The following is a 17,369-nucleotide window of genomic DNA, read 5'->3' on the forward strand; positions in this document are numbered from 1 at the left end:
AATTAATTGGCTATGGCTATAAATGCTTCTATTTTAGAATTAACAATTACGGTATTAGATTCCGCTCCTTTTTTCTGAAGCTGTTTATAAGCTCTCTCTACTTTTTCATGCACTTCAGGACTCTTAATATTGTTTTCTTGTATTTTTTCAAACAGAGGTAAAACAATGTCATTATTGCCAGACCAAAAAGATGCATCTAATAGCGCACAATAAATATCATCATAAGATGCATTGGCTTCTAAACATGCTTCAAAAATGTCAATAGCCCTAGAATAATCTCCTTTCCATGCATTTATACGTCCCTGCAATATTTTTGCATCGATATGACTAGGCACTTCGGAAAGAATATAACGCGTAAGTAATAATGATCTTTCATAGTCGCCATCAAAAGCATATTGTTTTGCCGTTTCATAAGCATTATCAAAATTATTACCGTTAAACTGACTGTTAATCCAAACCATTTCTTGCTTGGAGAATTTGTCCTTCTCAATTTTGTAAATCACCGAGTTAGCAGGAATAATTTTATTTTCTTGAGTTACATAGGCATTAACTCCTTTAAAATTTTTAAGTAATCTGGCTATATTATTATGCTCCTTATTGGTTATTACTATATCCATATTATTTTTGATGGTATATACATCCCCATCACTATAAAAATCGGTTTTAGAAACAAAATCTTTCAATTCGTTTTTATTACGCATTAAAGGAATATCCTTGGTTATTCTAAACTCTTCATGCATATCTATTGCGCTACCCATCCAAGCAGTTTTCTTAGGAATGGTCATCTGATATTTTTTAGATAACATGGCCAATAAAGTTGGCACAACATCAAAATGAGAAGACACCGAACTTATTTTTTTAGGAGATTTAATTAGAGGGCTATAAATTAAAAATGGCACATGAAAACGACTTAATGTATTTCGCTGCGGCACAGGTATTAATCTATGATCACCAGTAATAACAAAAATAGTATTACTATACGTTGGCTTGGTTTTATAATCGCTTAAGAAATCTTTTAAAGCTTCATCACCGTATAAAAGACTACCAAAAATTCCCTTATTCTTATCTATTATTTTTCTAGTTCTGCTATCGTAGGTATTGCTTTTTTCTAGAATTTCGATCACTTTTTCATCATAATATTCCTGATTTGGAGGTAAGAAAGGCTCGTGCGTAGTTAAGGTCATAAAAACATCTAATCGTGGAGAATTTTCAGGCTTGTAAATAGCCATTGCTTTTTTAAACAATTCCTTATCAGGATAACCCCAAGAAGCTCCAGCAGCATCTGCTGGTTGCAAATTGTATTTGCTTTCGAATTTACTTCGATCTAAAATATAATCTATGTTTTCACTTCTAAGAAAGGTATCCATATGATCAAAAGAACTATTAGCACCCATATATAGCGCTGTTCTATATCCGTTATTTTTTAGGATGCTAAAAAGGGTATACTTATTGGGTAATTCTTCTAAATCCATGAATCCGGTTTTACCAAAAGGCAAAGAGCCTAATAAAGAAGGTATTACGCCGTAGGTTCTTCCGGTGTTGCTTAAAAAATTATCCCAGTAAAGCGACTGTTTGGTTAAGTCATCAATAAAAGGTGTAAAGCCTCCAAATTGCGCTTCTTCGCCAACAAAATCTCTACCCAAACCTTCAACGACGATAAAGACAATATTTGGCTTTTCTTCTTTTAAATTGAAATACGCCCCCAATACATCTTCTTGTATATTTTCCTTAAGCAAAGGATATTCTACCGTGGAATTGTATTTTTCATCCTCTAAAGAAGAAAGTATTAGACTATACGCCATGTATTGCGTTTTATTATCATTTATTGGTTTTCTCTGCGTGAAAAGCGTCATTAAAAACAGGCTAAGGAGCATAATTGTAAAAGGAAACATTTTACTTATATGATGGTAAAAGGTGCCTGTTAACTTAAAAAATCCGTAGAAAATTGCAGAAACTATAACGAGTATCAGAAATGGATACATTGTTATTCCGCCAGATTTTAACATAGTATCTTTTATATCGGTATAATTGTAGCCAAGAATATCGGAACCTAAGGGAACATACGTAATGGTATAATAACCAATTAAAATCAACTCACTAAGCAATAAAAGAACTAGAATAGCAAAAGTGAATTTTATGCCAAGTCTTGGTTTTATAGCTTCAAAAAATTTAAAAGGTGCCACAAATAATAACCCTATTAAAGCACTAAAACCTATATGATGTACAACGGCCAATATAAAGCTCATGCCAAATATTCTATCCGTTACACCTTTATAATAAAGTACAATGTATTGGTAAATAGATAATACGATAAGACTGAATAAAAAGGCGATAATTAGCCTTGTATACCCTCTTAAAGTTGCTCTATAAAGTACATTAACTTTTATTTCCATTATTACGTTGCTTTAGCAAATCCCTTTCTAGTTATGGTACCCCAACCAGATTGAATTTTAAATAATTTTTTATAATTACCGCGAACAGCCGCAAAAACTACAATGGGATGAAAAATAAATGGCTCCACAATTGCGCAACCCATAAGTATCAAAATATCTTTAACTTTTTTGTATTCATTATAGGAATACACTTCCCACAGTATAGCATAAAAACTGAACATAATTGAATACACATAAATCATAGTTGTAATTGCTATGAAAAATGGAAGGTTTAAAATGCCTAAATAGTAAAATAGAATTATTGAAAAGAACCCAAAGAATTCAAGTAATGGCGCTAACCATTCATAGAAAAACCAATAGGGATAACTTATCATACCTAATCTTCCATATTTAGGATTAAAAAACATATCTCTATGCTTATATAAGGTTTCAAAATTACCTCTAGACCAGCGATCACGTTGATTTACTAATATTTTACGACTTTCCGGAACTTCAGTCCAACATAAAGGATCTGGAATATACTCTATAGTATGTGGGAGTTTATTCTCAACCATATATCTTCGCATACGAAAAACAATCTCCATATCTTCCCCAACAGTGTTTGTATCATATCCACCGCAAGCCAAGGCAATTTCACGGTCGAAAAATCCGAAGGCTCCTGAAATAATTAACAAGCTATCCATTCTCCCGAATGCCATACGCCCTAATAAGAATGAACGGGTATATTCTAAGAGTTGAAATTTGGCAAGCCAATTTTTAGGCAAACGTATTTCTTCTAAAGCACCTCCATTTATTACACAAGAATTAGCAATACGTATTACACCACCAACTGCAATTACACGTTTTTCTGAACGTTGATAAAAAGATTTCACCACATGTAATAATGCATCAGGCAGCAACAAACAATCCACATCAATACAGCCAACAAACTGATTTTCTGACAGATGCATACCGGTATTTAAAGCATCTGATTTACCGCCGTTTTCTTTATCTATTACCGTTAATTTTGAGAATGATTGTTGTCTAGACTTATAAACTCCCCTTATGGGTTTCGATTTCCAGTTAGGATCTATCTTACGATCAATTTTTACTAAATCATAAGCATCAATCATTTTCTGCATGGTATCATCTTTACTACCATCATTAACCACCATTACTTCGTAGTTCACATATTTTAATGACAATAATGATCTTATGTTTTCCACAATAGTCATGCCCTCGTTATACGCAGGAGCCACGATTGTTAAACTTGGAGCCAATGGCGACGCCATTACCTTGGATAAGTCACCAAAACTATTTTTATTCTTATAATGTAACGAGCCTTTTGTGGACAAGTACCCCATGATGCTAAATAATGTAAATAGCACCACTGTAAACACAAAAAATACAATGTTTATATAATCGAGCAATATGTTGAAAACACCATTATCCATTGAATTTTTTTCTTTTGGTTAATGGAAATTCTAATAACTGCTGAAAATACGTATGTTCTTCAGCTGTTAATCCAATAGGCTCAGAGCTACTAGAATGCTCCGAATTTTTTAAATCTTTTGAAAATTCAGGTGCAAATTCAACCTCAAAAAGGTCCAATGGTTTTGCGGGTTCTAAATCGAATTCTTCCAATAAAAAGCAAAACTCCAAAGGCATTAGATCTTTCGGCTTTTTTTCTATCAGATAAGGTTGGTCTTCTATAGGTAATGCGCTAATTGTTTGGTTTATTTCAACTCTTTGTTTCACCAATTCCTCTTCTACTTTAATCGTTGTTTGCAGATTTAAAACTTCTAAAGGCAAGGTCTCAGACTCTTTTATTGGAGTGAATTTATCCAGCAATTTGGCTTTTACAACAACGGCTTTAGTACGAATTAGTGTATTATGATGATTTTGCAAGGAAGTTAAAAAGGGAATGTCTTTATTATTACCAATCTCGAGAATTTCATCTAATAGCAGCATTTTACATTCATCATCCGCTCTATTAAATAAGGGCTCGAATATACTTTGGTAATTATCCTCAATAATTGTTTCTGATTGCTCTAAAATGCTATTATCAACTTTTATTTCATCCGAATTTGTTGTAGTTAACGATACAGCATCATCTTCATTCAAAAGAACTTCAAAAACAGGTTCTGGTGTATTAATTTCGGATTTGGAGCTAATCGGATCCTTAGCAACCACTGACTCTTGTTCAGCAGCTTCTACTTTATCTTCATTATTTTTGTTTACAAAAATGCTGTCTAAAAAATGGGCTACGCGTTCATATTCTGGAAGCAACTCCGAAGGTGTTTCTAATTGCACTTCAGGCTGATTAGTCTCAATAGGTTCAGAATCTACAGCTATTTCTATAGCTTCTTCGGAATCTGGTTTTTCAAATTCAGGGTCGTCTGGTGCATCATTACTAACATCAACTTTATGAACTATCTCCTCAAAACTTTCGTCTTGATGCTCTTCTAAAATACTTGAATCTAGACCATCAGTTGGCATAACATACTCTGGCCAAATGGTATTTATAGCACTTAAAGCTTTGCTTTTAACGGTAAAGTTAGATTCTTTCTTATCTACAAGCTCTAAAAACGGAATATCTTCTTTACGCTCAAAACTTGCAAGAGTATCTAAAATGGCTAATTTAATATGCGCATTATTTTTCCAAAAAACAGCCTTTAAAGTTCTTGTGGAACTCTGAAAATTAAATTTTTTTATACAACTTATTGCTTCGTGTTTAATATTGGTATTTTTATGACGTACTAAAGAAATTATTGATTCTTCAGCATCATTCTGATCATAATGTTTAATTAATCGAAGCGCAAATAACACAACATGTTTGTTTTTTGAGGTTAACCACTTGTAAAAACGTGGTGGTTCAAAATACTCTGCATTTGACAGCACCTCTAAAATTTTAAGCTGCTGCCACTCCGAGATAGAGTATTTAGTGGTGTCTAAGAAATATGAAATACCTTCATGCATTAAAGTTACCGTTGAAATTTCGGCCTGCTTACGCACCACAGATCGTTTATCATTAATAAAACGACGAATAAAACTATATGATTCAACCACTTGCATTTGCGTAAGTTCAAACATTCCCTGTGAAATTTTTTGCCATCTAAAACTTTTTAGCTTCTCAAAAGCTTGTTCTTGAAGGTTTAAATCTTTGTAAAGTTTAAAAAGCAATTTTCTGGTTTGTCCAGATACATCAGTTTTTAGATCTAATAGTATTTCCGATAATACAGCTTCGTTTTTCTTATCTTTTATAAGCTCACGAATTTCTATTTTTCTATTGATGTAACTATTTTTTTCCTCCTTAGTACCTATATTTTCCTCGTAAAAAAGAAATTCGCTTACCATTGGCGCCAAGATTTTTTTACGACTTGCAGTATCCGAAGCGTCTTTTTTAAATTTGTTTCGAAAGAAAAATATAGCTCCAAAGTAAATCACCGCTAAAATTGAAAACAAAATAGACAAGTCCCATAGCACGTCTGTAGGTACTTTGGGAGAGCTTACTAAATTGTATATTTTCAAGGAGGGGAACTTCAAAATAACGGTGTTGTTTTATCCTAATTCTTTCTTTAATCTTAAGAGTAATTCTGCTGGACTAACAGGTTTTGATAAAAAATCGTTAGCTCCTAGCTTAAATGCACTTAACACGTTTTCCTCATTACCCGCTGAGGATAGGATTATTATGGGTATTTTTAATTTCAATTCATTTCTTACATAATCTGTAATTTCTAATCCAGAAAAGTAAGGCATCATTATATCTGTAACTATTACATCTGGCCTATTGGTTTCTAAATAACTTTTTACGTTTTTACCATCGGTACAAACGGTTACGTCATAACCTGCTTTTTTTAGCCTGTAATCTAACAATGCTGATAATAAGTCATCATCATCTGCCAACATCAACTTTATTGAACTCATAATTTTTATTTGTTCTTATACGAATAAATAGCGTTATCTATTGCTGCCTCAATCAACGGATACTCTTTTAAAAAGCAATCGTATAAGAAATTTAAATATTTAAAATCTTGATCATCAAGACATATTTTATGCATTTGCTCCACTATCCTTAACAAGCTAGGAATTCGCATCATTTTTAAGCCTGCTTTTAGCTTGTGTGCATTAAACCTAACACCATCCGCATTCGCAGCTTTTAAATCTACTTTAGTCTTACCTATAAACTCAATTGCATTAAGTTTAAAAAGCTGCACCAATTCTTCCAACATTTCTACTTCACCAAAACAATCTTCTAATAAAACTGATAAATCAATTTCAGAAGGTTCAATTGCACTGGCTTCTGATACAACAGATGTGTTATGCATATTCTTAATAGTTTTTAAATTTGTAATATTTGAGGTTAGTTTTTTAAGTAATTCCTTAGAATCGAAAGGTTTCAAGATATAATCATTAATTCCACTTTCATCGCAGCGTTTTTTATCTTTTATGGAGAAATCTGCTGTCAAAGCAATTATAGGAATAGAACTTATACTAGCTCTAGGATTTTTTCTGATTATTTTTGCTACGTCAAAACCATTAATATCTGGCATTCTTAAATCCATAAGAATTACATCAATTTTTTCTTTTTCGAGCAGGGATAAACCAAATTCAATAGAATCTGTCACATAATTTGTACATTCCCAAAAATCTAATCTATTTTTAATTAGTTTTTGATTCATTGTATTGTCTTCAAAAACAAGAAAACTCATATTTTTTATAGTGTTTTCACGAGCTTGAATAGTAGTATCATGCACATGAACAGCTTGTTTTTCTACAGCTTTACCAATTTTAAAAGGTAATTCTACTTTAAATATTGTACCCACATTTATTTTGCTAGACACCGTTATAGTGCCATTTAAATGTGTTACAATATGTTTTACAATGCTTAAGCCTAGACCTGTTCCACCATAATTTTTTTGTGTATCTACTTCGGCTTGTTTATAATAATCAAAAATATTATTTAAGTTATTCTCCGAGATACCAATTCCCGTATCCTCAACTTTAAAATGCAATAAAACAGATTCCTCATCTTTTGAAACAACATCTATAGCAAGGCTTATACTACCTTCGCTTACAAATTTTATAGCATTACCTATCAAATTCAGGAGTATTTGCGAAAGTTTAGATGGGTCACCAACAAGTATTTGTGGTATGTCTTTAGAGATTGAAACATTAAAAGTTACCTCTGGGTTTACTATTAAGGTCTGGCACAAATAGCTTATATCTTTAATTAAAGCTGAAAAATTAAATTCTACATTCTCAAAATGCGACGATCCAGACGAAAGTTTAGAGTACTCCAACAGTTCGTTTATAATGGTCAATAATGAATTAGATGCAGATTGAATTGCCTTTACATGCACAGCCTGACGCTCATTTAAATTATCTTCCGCCAACAATTCAGTAAAACCAATAATCCCATTCAATGGAGTTCGTATTTCATGGCTAACTTTTGCAATGAGCAATTCTTGATCTGCAGCATTTAAGTTTTTTGCCTTTTTATTGAACCTAGATTTTGATGTAGAAATAGATTTAGAAATTTTGATTTCTGGTTTTACCGGCACCGCTTTCTGTTCCAAATTTTGTTTAAAAATTTGAAATGATTCTTTAAGCCTAGTAGCTTCTTCGGAGGTAAGCTCCTCAAAAGAAAAACTGTTCAACTTAGATTCTAGATCAGATAAGTAGGTAAGTAATTCGTTAGATTTCAATGTTTTCTATGCTATTTATGATTAAAATTTGGGTTCAAAAGGCAATAATAATTAGGCAACTACCAACTTTTAGTACCTATAATACTTATAAAATTGGCCTTATAGTCTAGGGTATACAACAAAATGTTACCTAATAGCTTTAAGTTGTTGTCAAAACCAATAATAACGAGGTATAAGAATGTTAAAACACAGAGAGTTACTGTGAAAATGGAGTTTATTCTATTTTAAAACAATTCATCGTCAATAGCAAGTATTGGTTTTAGAACACCATCAATCTAAATAACTGGTTTACAGTTAACTAATTAAGTTTGTAGAAACAAAAAAATCAACTTCACGAATAAGATTTTACTCTTAATTGTAAAGTTGAATTTATAAATTAATATTAAGTATTACTTCGATATACTTAGTGTATGTATTTAATTACCATTAATTTATATTTACTCTTTAGATGCTAGTCTATCAACTACATATTCAATTTTAGTTTTGTTGTGTGCAACTGGCTTTCCATCAGCACCTAAATTTACCATAATAATATTATCCACAGTAACAATAGTCTCGTGTGTCATCTTATTACGAACCTCACAATTTAAGGTTAAAGAGGTTTTACCAAATTTTACCACCTCAATACCAATTTCAATAATGTCTCCTTTTACGGCAGTGCTCATAAAATTTATTTCCGACATGTATTTTGTTACTACTTTTTTATTCTCTAATTGAATAATGCTATAAAGCGCAGCTTCTTCATCTATCCATGCTAAAACTTTACCACCAAATAAAGTTTCATTAGCATTTAAATCTTCGGGTTTAACCCATTTTCTACTATGAAATCTCATAACTGTTATTTTTATGCAAAAATAAAGAACAATTTTACCTTAAAAGAATGTTACCTAAGATAACCTATTAGATTTTTGAATATGAAAATTTACCTCTTAATTATTATTCAAATTAGCAATTTAGTCTACCTACAAAAACTTAATTATCAAAATGCATTAGGCTATATTGTTTATAAAAAAGTTAAAAACTTAACCGTGTTCAAAAAAACTCCTAAAGGTTAATCGGTATCTTTAGTGAAAAAGCCATAATGAACGAAAGAGATGACAATTTGCTAGCAATACGCCCAGTTATTGCTGCAGCCAGAATTACCGACACTATGAGTAGTGAGGAATACTTTCAAAACAAAATTCTACGACCTATTTTAAAACAGCAAAACCCTATCCTACTCGTTATTTTTAAAAATTATATTAAAAAACACAAGAATAACTACTATACACTTACCATTGAAAAACGTTTGGAATACATTGAAAATGCAATTCAAAAAGATATTAAGTTCAGAAATTCTATAAAAGGAATTATCATTGGCCTGTTTACTCTTGAAGAATACCAGCTTTATATTGAGAATTCATCTGCTTTAAACAAACGAATGATGAACCTAGTTATTGAGCGACTTAAAGATCAGGTGCAATTTTTTGAAACTGCGGTTTTAGTTTAACAGAGATTCTCCGTTTAGGTCAGTAGTTAGTATATCACTCATTAAATCAAAATAAGGGCGAATAGCTTTAAATGATTCGTCTATTTTATCTGCAAAATCTGCGGATAGAACTTCTTTGTCTGTAAACTTACGGATAAAAATAAACTGCTTCATTTTTATAAGATCTATATCTTGGTGCTCTTTATCAAACCCTTTTGGTGCTGTTTTAAGTTCATCACCCTGGATTTCACCCCATATTTTCTTGAATTTAGGAGCACTTATCACCGATCTAAATTCTTCAGCATCAAGCTCTAATTCTTTACGAATCCTGAATAAATCTTCTTTGTTTGGTTCCCAAAAACCAGTTGCGATAAAGCTACCCCCAGACTTTATATGCACATAATAACCTCCTCTTAATTTTGCACCTGCTCTGGTAAACGAACCTGCTAAATGCGATTTATAAGGCGTTTTATCTTTTGAAAAACGCACATCTCTATAAATTCGGAACATTTTCAATTTCTCAATTTCATCATGCGCCTTAAGTTTATCTAAAACGGTATTCAAAAAGCCTTTAACTGCTTTTTCTTGTTTTTTAAATGCTGCTTTATTTTTTTCGAACCAATCACGATTGTTATTTTTTTCTAAATCTTTTAAAAAATTAAACACCTCTTGTGTTAGTATTTGACTAGGCATACGACTTTAAATTTTCAACAAAATTATATCGAAAGTTAACGATTTTTAGCAAGAGGCTTTTAAAATATTGGTTAATTTTGACACTTACTGTTTTAACTATGGATTCTAAATCAATCATAAACAAGATAAACCAACATAAGACGCAACCAAACTTAAGGTTTAAACTAAAAGAAAAAGTAGAGGCTTTTACTGATAAACTTTTTTATACTCTTTTTGATATAGACACTCCTGTTGAGGAAAATTTAGCCTTATTAGAAGTGCAATTTGATGAATTAGTAGACTTAGGATGCTGGGAGCTAGACAAACCTTGCAAAAAGGTTTGGGAGAATTATGTTGTAAAACTGCCAGAAATATTAGAGAAACTCAACTTAGACGCACAAGCATTTGTTAACTGCGACCCTGCTTCATCGTCTATTGAAGAGGTCTACATGGCATACCCAGGGTTTTATGCCATTGCTATTTATCGTTTAGCACATGAATTATATACCGAAGGTTTTCCATTGGTACCAAGGTTAATGACAGAATATGCCCATAGACAAACGGGAGTAGATATTAATCCTGGAGCTCAAATTGGTAACTCTTTCTTTATTGATCATGGCACAGGGGTAGTTATTGGCGAAGCGGCAATTATCATGGATGATGTTCGAATTTATCAAGGAGTAACCCTCGGCGGATTATATGTTGCTAAAAATCTACGTAAAACCAAAAGACACCCCACCATAGAAAGCAACGTGACCATATATGCAAATGCCACTATTTTAGGAGGAAAAACCGTAATTGGAGCCAATAGTGTTATTGGAGGGAATGCATTTATAACATCATCCGTACCACCAAATTCAACTGTTTATCACACATCAGAAATAAAAATAAAAACTGCACCAAATGCCTCATAGTATAATTGATCTAATTGGAAACACTCCTCTAGTAGAATCTAAAGTTCTTAACACGAACCCTAATGTAAAACTCTACTTTAAACTTGAAGGTCAAAATCCTGGCGGTAGTGTTAAAGATCGTCCAGCCTTAAACATGATTAAAAGTGCTTTGGAGCGTGGAGATATTTCTAAAAAAAGTCAGCTTATTGAGGCTACCAGTGGCAATACCGGAATAGCACTTGCCATGATTGCTCGTATATATGGATTAAACATTGAGCTAGTAATGCCTGAAAACTCTACAAAAGAAAGAGTGCAAACGATGCGAGCCTATGGCGCTACCGTTACACTAACCTCTTCTGATGTTGGTATTGAAGGCGCAAGAGATTATGCTATAAATAAAGTGCAAAACGAAGGATTTATTATGCTAAACCAATTTGAAAATGATGATAATTGGAAAGCACATTACAAAAGTACCGGGCCAGAAATTTGGAAAGATACCAAAGGTAAAATAACACACTTTGTTTCTTCAATGGGCACAACTGGTACCATTATGGGGAATTCTACTTATTTAAAAGAACAAAACAAAAATATTCAAATAGTTGGAGTACAACCTACCGACAATTCAAGTATTCCGGGCATAAGAAAATGGCCAAAAGAATATCTTCCAAAAATATTTGATGCTTCAAAAGTAGACCAAGTTCTTGAGGTAAGTCAAGACGAAGCAACACAAATGACGCTTAAACTAGCTAAAGAAGAGGGCATCTTTGCAGGTATGAGTAGTGGTGGATCGACAGCAGCTGCGCTGCGATTAGCAGAAACCTTAAAAAGCGGCGTAATTGTTAGTATTATTTGCGACAGAGGCGATCGTTATTTATCATCTGGTTTGTTTGATAATTAACTTACAACCATTTTTTTCTTTTAAAATAAACCAACATCGCTATAAACATTAAAATCATGACACCCCAAACCATAGGATAACCATATTCATAATGTAGTTCAGGAATATTATCAAAATTCATCCCATAAACCCCCACAATAAAAGTCAACGGAATAAAGATTGATGCCATAATGGTCAATACTTTCATAACCTCGTTCATTTTATTACTCATGTTGCTCATATACATTTCCATTAAACTCATAGACATTTCTCTATAAATTTGAAGGCTTTCATTTATTTCGATACAATGATCTTTTACATCACGTAAAAACAACTTTGTATCTTTTGTAACTAATTTATTTTCAGTATCTTCAAGTCTTCCAATTAATTCTTTCATTGGAGCAACATTTCTACGAACTTTTAGCACATCTTTCTTTAAATCTTGTATACGATGCGCTACTTCAGAATTTGGATTATCATACACCTCTTCTTCCAAAGCTTCTATTCTTGAATTTAAATGCTCCAAAACCACAAAATAATTATCTACCACAGCATCTAATAATGCAAAAAACAAATAATCAGCTCCCCTGGTTCGCACCCGACCCGATTTATTCTTTACCCTATCCCTAACAGCGTTAAAAACATCATCTTTTAATTCTTGAAAAACCAGTACAGAATTTTGATATAAGATTATAGCTATGTGCTCACTTACTATTTCTTGGTTTTCATCAATGTATAACATTTTAAAAACTCCAAAAATATAATCCTCGTATTCGTCAATTTTTGGTCTTTGCTGCGGATTAACAACATCCTCTAAAACCAAAGAGTTCAACTCAAACATTTTGCCTAAACTATCGATATAGCCTTCGTCACTTATTCCTGTAACATCAACCCATGAAGTTTGTTTAGAGTCTTTAAACTCTTTTATTTTCTCTAATGAATTTGTCTGAATTACATTAAATTCATTTTCATCATAGTTTATTACAGAAACAACTGTTTCCACTCCTTCTCGTTGCCCCATATAGGTAACAGTTCCAGGAGCCTGACCCATTTTACGATGCAACTTTGAGGCTTTCTTAGGCCTTAGCTTGAATTTTGGTTTTTTAATTGTCATAAACTAAATATAAAATAAAAATAGCTTCAATAAAATATTAAACAAAGGTTAACTGGTTTAACAGCAGTCCTGATCCTGGTGCCACATAGGGCAATAAAACATTACTCTCCTCACTTAAAGAATGTATTACCTCCTCTTGCGTTAGCTCACCTTTCCCTACTTGCACTAACACCCCCATAATCATTCTGATTTGATAGCGCATAAAACCCTCTCCTTTCACATGCAAGGCATATGATTTGTCAGGAAAAAAATTAGCACTAAGAATAGTATTTTCCTTAATCTCACATGAAGTTATTGTTCTCGTAAACTTTGTATCATTTTGATGTCTAACCGTATACGATTTAAAATTATGTGTGCCTTCAAATAATTTTGCAACAGAAATCATTGACGCCAAATCTAAATCTTCAATAAATGTTACTAAGTAAGGTGCACAAAACGGATGGCTTTTTTTACCAAAGGCAAATAAGTAAATGTATTCCTTTTCTTTGCTATGCTGAATGATATTAAACGTTTCATCGACCTCAATAACACTTAATACTCGAATATCTGGCGGAAGATTTTTATTAAAAACGTTTAAAAATTCTTCATTATTCAAAATCGGCTCGTCTTCCAAATACAATTCAAAAGCAGCTTCTAACGCAGAAACCTTGGCATCTGTTCTACCTGCACCTAAAATTTTAAATTTTCTATCAGGAAGTATATATTTTAAGGTTTTAACCAACATAGACTCTATTGTTTTCTGGCCTGGTTGTTTTTGCCAACCGCTATATCTAAAACCTAAAAACTGAACCTTAAATAGGTAAAAATGACGCTCCTTCTGCATAAATGCTATTTGTATTACAAAAGTACTACTTATCTAAAAATATAAAGCCTAGAATTTTTTTTGTACTTTGTTACTAATAACCCAACAATATAATTATGACAAACAAAGACGTAACAAAACCACCTATTTGGTTTTGGATTGTAAGCATTTTAGCGCTATTATAGAACCTTATTGGCGTGAGTCAATATCTAGGACAAGCCTTTATAACAGATGAAGCTAAAACACTATTACCTGCAGCTGAGTTACAATTGATTGAAGAAACTCCAACATGGATTACAGCTGCATTTGCGGTAGCAGTATGGTTTGGACTTATAGCCTGCATTGGATTGCTAATTAGAAAAAAAATGGGCGAAAAACCTTTTTCTAATTTCGTTAATTGCCGTCATCATTCAAATGGGGTATTCTAGCCTAATGACAAGTGCCATTGATTTATTTGGTTCATTAGCAATTATAATGCCTGCTTTAGTTACCATTATAGCAGCCTTACTTTATTATTTTTCTAGCATGACTGCCAAAAAAAATTGGCTACGTTAAAAAAAAAAGCCCGAAATATAGTACACATCTCGGGCTTTACCTTTTTTTTATATTTTCTAAATGATACTAAAAACCATCATTAGTAATTTCTAGTTGTTCCACTTCTCCATATTTTTTAGCTAATTCGCCTATTTCAGATGCTTTACCTATAAGAACAAACTGAAAATTGTCTTTAGGAAAATATTTCTGAATTAATTCTGCTGCTTTTTGGGTATTTAAAGCATCTACTTGTTTTGTAAAGGTGTTTATGTATGATTCATCAAAATCATAAATATACATATCTGTTAATAAAATAGATAAAGCTGAATTTGTTTCATAATCTGGTGGAAATTGTCCTTTTACATAGTTTTTTGCCGACGTAAGAATTTCTTCATCTAAGCCTTTTGTATGTAATTTTTTATAGGTTTCTAATGCCAAATCTATCGTCTTTTCGGTATTTTCGTTCGCCGTAAATGTGCTAATCACAAATGTCCCGCCTAGCTTATAAGGCGTAAAACTACTTCTAGCACCATACGTCAACCCTGAGTTTACACGAAGCTCATCATTAAGCCAAGAAGTAAACCTACCGCCGAGAATTGTATTGATAACTCGGATTCCAACGAAATCTGGATTGTTTCGCGAAATGCCCGGACCACCAATATAAAAGGTAGTTTCACGAGCATCTTCCTTGTTCACTAAAAGCACTCTTGCCTTATCTGTTACAGGTAAATCTGGAAGTATGTTACCCGTTTTAGCGGAAGATTTCCAAGCACCAAACAGCTTCTCTACCTCTACCTTCATTGACTTAGTATTAAAATCGCCCACTATTGCAATGGCAGATTTAGAAGGATTGTATTGTTCTTTATAAAAATTGATCAAATCTTTATTTTGTATTTGTTGCAATGATGCTTTTGTACCTTCTTCTGGATTTCCATAAGGATGCTCACCGAAAACAAATTTGTTGTAATAGTTACTCAAAACAGATCTAGGACTTTCTTTCATTTGGTCCATTTCTGCTATTTTACGACTCACCATTTTTTCTACTTCATCCGTAGGAAAGGTTGGATTTAAAAGCACATCTTTTAAGATATCCATTACCACTTTTTGATCCTTTTTCATAAAAGATGAAACCAAATAAGCAGATTCTTTTCCCGCTCCAGATGAAATACTTGCCCCTAAAAACTCTGTGTTTTCCTCTATTTGAGACTTCGTATAATTTTTACTCCCTAAAACTAATGCATCTGCAGTTACCGCTGCCAAGCCACTTTTCTCCTTAACATCATTAACTGCACCGGCTGGGAAGACTGCAGTAAACTGAATTAAAGGAACTTCATGACGCTCCATTAAATATATAGTGAGACCGTTTTTTAATTGAATTTTTGTGTATTCCGGAAGCTTAAAATCTTCTTGGGCCACAATTGAATTTGTTAGCAATAATGCAACAAAAAATACAAAGAGCTTATTTATAGTGTTTTTCATGTTTTGATATTTTTAATTGTAAAATGTCTTTTTATTTTGACTCTTCACCTAGAGCAGGTTCAGAGTTTTGCAAAACACCTACAGTTCTATTGTTTTTAGTAAAATATTTTTTTGCTACTCGCTTTATATCCTCTGTAGTAACCTTTTCGTAAGCCTCAGGAGCAAAATACATTTTTTTATAATCTCCAAAATACAATTCATAAGTACCTAAAGTATCACTTTTACCGTCTATAGTTTCTAGTGTTTTATAAAACTCCATAAGCTTTTGGTTTTTTACTTTCTGCAGTTCCTTTTCTGTGATACCATTTTCAATAACACCATCAATAACATTTAAAATTTCATTTTCTAATTTTACAGCATCCACATCTTGACCTGCAATTCCATAGATATAAAACAAATTAGGATCAAAACTCTCTGGCATGTAGCTAAATACACTTGTTGCGTACTGATTTTCATCAACTAGATAGCTGTATAATTTACTGCTTTTTCCACTACTTAAAACAGAATTCAACACATCTAAAGCATAATGGTCTTCGTGTTGAGTTTCAGGTACATGGTAGGCAATTAAAACGTTTGGTGTGCTCACCTGTTTTTGCACCATAACACGTTTTTCACCTCGCTGTTCTGGCTCTACCGTATGTATTTTTCTTGGCGCAGGCTGCGCAGGTATTGGTTCAAAATATTGACTTGCCAATTTCTTAACACCAGCCAAAGTTACATCACCAGAAATTACTACCACAGCATTGTTGGGCGCATAATACGTATCAAAATAACGCTGTAAATCGTCGATAGACCAGTTTTTAATATCTGATTCATAACCAATTACAGACCATCTGTAAGGATGTGCAGAAAATGCAGAAGCCTTAACTTCTTCGCTAATATTCCTGAAATTAGAATTTTCCAAGCCTGTGCTTCTTTCACTTAACACCACACCCCTTTCACTCTCCACCATAGTGGAGTCTAATGCTAGATTAGCTATACGATCGGCCTCTAAGTCAAAAATTGTCTCTAAAGATGATGAAGGAAACCAATCTGTATACACCGTAACATTTTCTGTAGTATAGGCATTATTACTCCCACCTGCAGCTTCCATAGTGCGGTCGAACATTTTTGGCCCATATTTTTTTGATCCATTGAACATCATATGCTCAAAAAAGTGAGATAGTCCTGTAATCCCTGGGTATTCATTTCTGGAGCCCACTTTCCAAAATAAATACATGTTCGCATTTGGGATACTATGATCCTCTAAAACCATAACTTTCATGCCGTTCTTCAGCATAAAACTTTTTACATCTTCAGCCTTGCTTTGTGAAAAAAGCATTGAAGCCATGTGCATGGTTAAAACTGTTAGTAATATTTTTTTCATTTTAATATATTTTAGTCGATTTAAAGATAACAATATGCTTATTCAGATGATACTATTTCAAGTCTTTTTTCAGTTTGAATTTTA

The 17,369-nt window shown here is 32.7% G+C and carries 15 protein-coding genes; 4 read left to right on the forward strand and 11 right to left on the reverse strand.

Annotation, left to right across the window (positions count from 1 at the left end):
• Window positions 1-2: 2 nt before the first annotated feature.
• The 6 genes from B8963_RS12250 to B8963_RS12275 all read right to left on the reverse strand — a co-directional run bounded on the left by B8963_RS12250 (window position 3) and on the right by B8963_RS12275 (window position 8,913).
• The gene (locus tag B8963_RS12250) at window positions 3-2,393 is read right to left on the reverse strand and encodes an LTA synthase family protein (protein WP_084061819.1); all 2,391 of its coding nucleotides are present in this window, start codon (window positions 2,391-2,393) and stop codon (window positions 3-5) included.
• A gap of 2 nt (window positions 2,394-2,395) precedes the next feature.
• Window positions 2,396-3,826, reverse strand: a complete 1,431-nt coding sequence (locus tag B8963_RS12255; protein WP_084061820.1) for a glycosyltransferase family 2 protein — start codon at window positions 3,824-3,826, stop codon at window positions 2,396-2,398.
• Window positions 3,819-5,903, reverse strand: a complete 2,085-nt coding sequence (locus B8963_RS12260; RefSeq protein WP_084061821.1) for a HEAT repeat domain-containing protein — start codon at window positions 5,901-5,903, stop codon at window positions 3,819-3,821. The genes B8963_RS12255 and B8963_RS12260 overlap by 8 nt, the downstream gene beginning before the upstream one ends.
• Window positions 5,904-5,933: 30 nt before the next feature.
• The gene (locus tag B8963_RS12265; RefSeq protein ID WP_084061822.1) at window positions 5,934-6,299 is read right to left on the reverse strand and encodes a response regulator; all 366 of its coding nucleotides are present in this window, start codon (window positions 6,297-6,299) and stop codon (window positions 5,934-5,936) included.
• A gap of 5 nt (window positions 6,300-6,304) precedes the next feature.
• A complete protein-coding gene (locus B8963_RS12270) occupies window positions 6,305-8,080 on the reverse strand; it encodes an ATP-binding protein (protein WP_084061823.1) in 1,776 nt (591 codons plus the stop codon).
• 437 nt (window positions 8,081-8,517) lie between these two features.
• The gene (locus B8963_RS12275; RefSeq protein WP_084061824.1) at window positions 8,518-8,913 is read right to left on the reverse strand and encodes an acyl-CoA thioesterase; all 396 of its coding nucleotides are present in this window, start codon (window positions 8,911-8,913) and stop codon (window positions 8,518-8,520) included.
• A gap of 248 nt (window positions 8,914-9,161) precedes the next feature.
• Between B8963_RS12275 and B8963_RS12280 the strand changes: the two genes are divergently transcribed.
• Window positions 9,162-9,569 (forward strand): glyoxalase, encoded by a 408-nt coding sequence (locus B8963_RS12280; RefSeq protein WP_084061825.1) that lies wholly within the window; start codon window positions 9,162-9,164, stop codon window positions 9,567-9,569.
• Here the strand turns inward: B8963_RS12280 and B8963_RS12285 are convergent.
• Entirely contained in the window at window positions 9,561-10,241 is a 681-nt protein-coding gene (locus tag B8963_RS12285; protein WP_084061826.1) for a DUF2461 domain-containing protein, read from the reverse strand. The genes B8963_RS12280 and B8963_RS12285 overlap by 9 nt on opposite strands.
• Window positions 10,242-10,339: 98 nt before the next feature.
• On the opposite strand from B8963_RS12285, the gene epsC reads away from it, so the two are divergent.
• Together epsC and cysM are read left to right on the forward strand one after the other, a co-directional pair.
• Window positions 10,340-11,134: a serine O-acetyltransferase EpsC gene (gene epsC / locus B8963_RS12290; RefSeq protein ID WP_084061827.1), complete on the forward strand. Its 795-nt coding sequence runs from the start codon at window positions 10,340-10,342 to the stop codon at window positions 11,132-11,134.
• The gene (cysM, locus tag B8963_RS12295; RefSeq protein ID WP_084061828.1) at window positions 11,124-12,011 is read left to right on the forward strand and encodes a cysteine synthase CysM; all 888 of its coding nucleotides are present in this window, start codon (window positions 11,124-11,126) and stop codon (window positions 12,009-12,011) included. Before epsC ends, cysM begins: the two co-directional genes overlap by 11 nt.
• Window position 12,012: 1 nt before the next feature.
• Here cysM and corA read toward each other — a convergent pair whose 3' ends face one another.
• On the reverse strand, window positions 12,013-13,104 hold the full coding sequence (corA, locus tag B8963_RS12300) for a magnesium/cobalt transporter CorA (RefSeq protein ID WP_084061829.1): 1,092 nt from the start codon (window positions 13,102-13,104) through the stop codon (window positions 12,013-12,015).
• A 37-nt stretch (window positions 13,105-13,141) separates the two neighbouring features.
• Window positions 13,142-13,927 (reverse strand): tRNA pseudouridine(38-40) synthase TruA, encoded by a 786-nt coding sequence (truA, locus tag B8963_RS12305; protein WP_084061830.1) that lies wholly within the window; start codon window positions 13,925-13,927, stop codon window positions 13,142-13,144.
• Between the two features lie 176 nt (window positions 13,928-14,103).
• Between truA and B8963_RS12310 the strand changes: the two genes are divergently transcribed.
• Window positions 14,104-14,334 carry a hypothetical protein gene (locus tag B8963_RS12310; protein ID WP_084061831.1) on the forward strand — a complete coding sequence of 77 codons (231 nt, stop codon included), beginning with the start codon at window positions 14,104-14,106 and terminating at the stop codon, window positions 14,332-14,334.
• 193 nt (window positions 14,335-14,527) lie between these two features.
• Here B8963_RS12310 and B8963_RS12315 read toward each other — a convergent pair whose 3' ends face one another.
• A complete protein-coding gene (locus tag B8963_RS12315) occupies window positions 14,528-15,919 on the reverse strand; it encodes a M16 family metallopeptidase (protein WP_084061832.1) in 1,392 nt (463 codons plus the stop codon).
• Window positions 15,920-15,950: 31 nt separating this feature from the next.
• The gene (locus B8963_RS12320; protein WP_084061833.1) at window positions 15,951-17,285 is read right to left on the reverse strand and encodes a M16 family metallopeptidase; all 1,335 of its coding nucleotides are present in this window, start codon (window positions 17,283-17,285) and stop codon (window positions 15,951-15,953) included.
• Window positions 17,286-17,369 lie beyond the last annotated feature (84 nt).

Origin of the sequence: Cellulophaga tyrosinoxydans, assembly GCF_900176415.1 — a bacterium.
Lineage (GTDB): Bacteria > Bacteroidota > Bacteroidia > Flavobacteriales > Flavobacteriaceae > Cellulophaga > Cellulophaga tyrosinoxydans.

What these genes read in the sequence shown, in the direction of transcription:
- B8963_RS12285 (WP_084061826.1), bottom strand. Translation starts at nt 10,241, where the DNA reads ATGCCTAGTCAAATACTAACACAAGAGGTGTTTAATTTTTTAAAAGAT.
- truA (WP_084061830.1), bottom strand. Translation starts at nt 13,927, where the DNA reads ATGCAGAAGGAGCGTCATTTTTACCTATTTAAGGTTCAGTTTTTAGGT.
- B8963_RS12315 (WP_084061832.1), bottom strand. Translation starts at nt 15,919, where the DNA reads ATGAAAAACACTATAAATAAGCTCTTTGTATTTTTTGTTGCATTATTG.
- B8963_RS12280 (WP_084061825.1), top strand. Translation starts at nt 9,162, where the DNA reads ATGAACGAAAGAGATGACAATTTGCTAGCAATACGCCCAGTTATTGCT.
- cysM (WP_084061828.1), top strand. Translation starts at nt 11,124, where the DNA reads ATGCCTCATAGTATAATTGATCTAATTGGAAACACTCCTCTAGTAGAA.
- epsC (WP_084061827.1), top strand. Translation starts at nt 10,340, where the DNA reads ATGGATTCTAAATCAATCATAAACAAGATAAACCAACATAAGACGCAA.
- corA (WP_084061829.1), bottom strand. Translation starts at nt 13,104, where the DNA reads ATGACAATTAAAAAACCAAAATTCAAGCTAAGGCCTAAGAAAGCCTCA.
- B8963_RS12250 (WP_084061819.1), bottom strand. Translation starts at nt 2,393, where the DNA reads ATGGAAATAAAAGTTAATGTACTTTATAGAGCAACTTTAAGAGGGTAT.
- B8963_RS12255 (WP_084061820.1), bottom strand. Translation starts at nt 3,826, where the DNA reads ATGGATAATGGTGTTTTCAACATATTGCTCGATTATATAAACATTGTA.
- B8963_RS12275 (WP_084061824.1), bottom strand. Translation starts at nt 8,913, where the DNA reads ATGAGATTTCATAGTAGAAAATGGGTTAAACCCGAAGATTTAAATGCT.
- B8963_RS12265 (WP_084061822.1), bottom strand. Translation starts at nt 6,299, where the DNA reads ATGAGTTCAATAAAGTTGATGTTGGCAGATGATGATGACTTATTATCA.
- B8963_RS12320 (WP_084061833.1), bottom strand. Translation starts at nt 17,285, where the DNA reads ATGAAAAAAATATTACTAACAGTTTTAACCATGCACATGGCTTCAATG.